The 2146-nt window shown below is 58.3% G+C and carries 2 protein-coding genes and 1 pseudogene; all 3 read left to right on the top strand.

Features of this window, described 5'->3' with window-relative positions; all coding sequences use genetic code 11:
* The first annotated feature begins 255 nt into the window (after positions 1-255).
* A protein-coding gene (locus EVC45_RS44265) for an IS3 family transposase (RefSeq protein ID WP_211193602.1) occupies positions 256-1433 on the top strand; the annotation gives its coding sequence in 2 pieces (ribosomal slippage) (positions 256-523 and positions 523-1433; 1179 coding nt in all).
* A 69-nt stretch (positions 1434-1502) separates the two neighbouring features.
* Entirely contained in the window at positions 1503-1799 is a 297-nt protein-coding gene (locus EVC45_RS44260) for an integrase core domain-containing protein (protein WP_168991674.1), read from the top strand.
* 39 nt (positions 1800-1838) lie between these two features.
* Positions 1839-2069: pseudogene (locus EVC45_RS44255) on the top strand (Tn3 family transposase); the annotation flags it as partial.
* Positions 2070-2146 lie beyond the last annotated feature (77 nt).

Here is a 2146-nt window from a genome sequence, read left to right as displayed (position 1 = left end):
ATGAAGTAGAAGTAGTTTTGTCGGGCATTGCAACACCTTATACGAGATAAGTGTTGCACCTCGCTTTTGAGGCCGCCCTTTGAATGCTTTTGAAAACAGAGGGTTGAACCGCCTCCGATTTTTCTGGACACGGATTTGGGGTAAAACGTGTGTCTGGAAACGGAGTTGAACATGCTGAAGAAGTCTGTAGTGGTCTAATTTCCTCGGACAGGTCGATGGCAGGACAATCCGGAATCGACGAGGAAAAAGAGCAAGATGACAAGAAGGCGCCGACAATTTGACGCCAGCTTCAAGCTGGAAGTAGTACGGATGGTACGAGACCAGGGGTTATCGGTCAGCGAAGTGTGCCGGTCGATGGACCTGGTTGAGACAGCCGTGCGCCGCTGGGTGGCGCAGTATGACGCCGAACGTGCTGGCGGCCCCGGCGAGGGCAAGCCGCTGACAGCTGAGCAGCAGCGTATCCGGCAGCTTGAGGCGGAAAACCGGCAACTGCGTGAGGACAACGCGCTGCTAAAAAAAGCGTCGGCCTTCTTTGCCCGGGAACTGAAGTGATTTACCGCGTGGTAACTCATTTGCAACAGGAGGCCGTATCGGTCAGTCACGCCTGCCGGCTTCTGCAGGTGAGCCGGTCTGGCTACTATGCGCACAGGAGCGCGGGGCCGAGCGCGAAAAGGCTGCAGGAACAGACACACGTCAAGGCAGCATTCGCCGCGAGCGGCGCGAGCTATGGTAGCCGCCGCGTGATGCATGCACAGCGGGAGAAAGGGCTACGAATCGGTCGTTACCGGGTGCGTACCCTGATGCGCGAAGCGGGCCTGCGTACGAGCTGGAAGCGCAAGTTCGTCTCGACGACCGACAGCAGGCATACGCTACCTGTGGCAGAGAACGTGCTCGACCGCCAGTTCGATGTGGCCGAGCCGAATCGCGCATGGGTTTCGGACATCACATATATCCGCACGGGGCAAGGCTGGCTCTATCTGGCAGTCGTTCTGGACCTGTACTCGCGCAGGGTGGTCGGCTGGTCAATGGCACCAACCATGCCGGCTGAACTGGTCATGTCGGCGTTGACCATGGCGCTGCAGCAGCGTCGGCCAGCACCGGGACTGGTTCTGCATTCGGACAGGGGCAGCCAATATGCAAGCGAGCACTACCAGGCCTTGCTGAAGCAGCATCACGTGGTTTGCAGCATGAGCCGCAAGGGAAATTGTTGGGACAACTCGGTGATGGAGAGATTCTTCCTGAACCTCAAAATGGAGCGTGTGTGGCAGCGTCAATACGCCAACCACGATGAGGCTCGGCGCGATATCAACCAGTACATCGTCGCTTTCTACAATCCGGTGCGCTTGCACTCCACGCTGGGCTATCTGTCGCCCGCCGCCTACGAGGCGAAACCGACAGTGAAAGAACCTATCTGCCTGTCCAAAATTAGTTGACCACTACAGGGACTGCTGGGCGAATTCGGCGGCACGGGTGCCGAGGTCGGTCGGGGCTTGATGCTGCGCATGGATCACGGTTCGCAATACACGGCCGATGACTTCCTGAATCAGGTCAGGTTCTGGGGCCTCACGCCGAGCTTCGCCTTCGTTGCCGAGCCACAAACGAATGGTGTCGCCGAGCGCTTCAACCGGACGCTAAAGGAACAGGCCATTCACGGTCGTATCTTCAGGAATCGTGAGGAAGTTCGGGCTGCGGTCGTCGAGTTCAAGGATCGCTACAATCGCCACTGGCGTCTCGAAAAACTGGGCTTCATGTCACCCCATGAAGCCCGTCAGGCAGCCACCCTGAAAGAGGCCGCCTGAGTTGCAAAACCGTGTCCAGACAATCAGAGCCGGTACACCTATACGCTGCTCGCCAATCACGTTGCGCTGCGCACCGAACTGATTGGCGCGCACGAACATGAAAGCCACTACGTCTTCGACATCTGCCATCACAACACCACGGATATCGCGCCGACCACCATCACCGGCGACATGCACAGCGTCAACAAGGCGAATTTCGCGATCATGCACTGGTTCGGCCTGCGTTTCGCGCCGCGCTTTACCAGTCTGCAGGCGCAACTGTCCCATCTGCCCCGATGGGCAGTTCAAACTCCTCCACTTGCGGGCGGCTAAATTCCCCCAGGCAGGACGAGCGGATTATGCGTCGG

This window comes from Paraburkholderia sp. UYCP14C, assembly GCF_004197395.1.
In the GTDB taxonomy this organism is placed as follows: domain Bacteria; phylum Pseudomonadota; class Gammaproteobacteria; order Burkholderiales; family Burkholderiaceae; genus Paraburkholderia.
This window is presented reverse-complemented; position numbering and strand designations above follow the sequence as displayed.

Coding starts and splice junctions, on each gene's coding strand:
- EVC45_RS44260 (WP_168991674.1), top strand. CDS start 1,503: ATGGATCACGGTTCGCAATACACGGCCGATGACTTCCTGAATCAGGTC.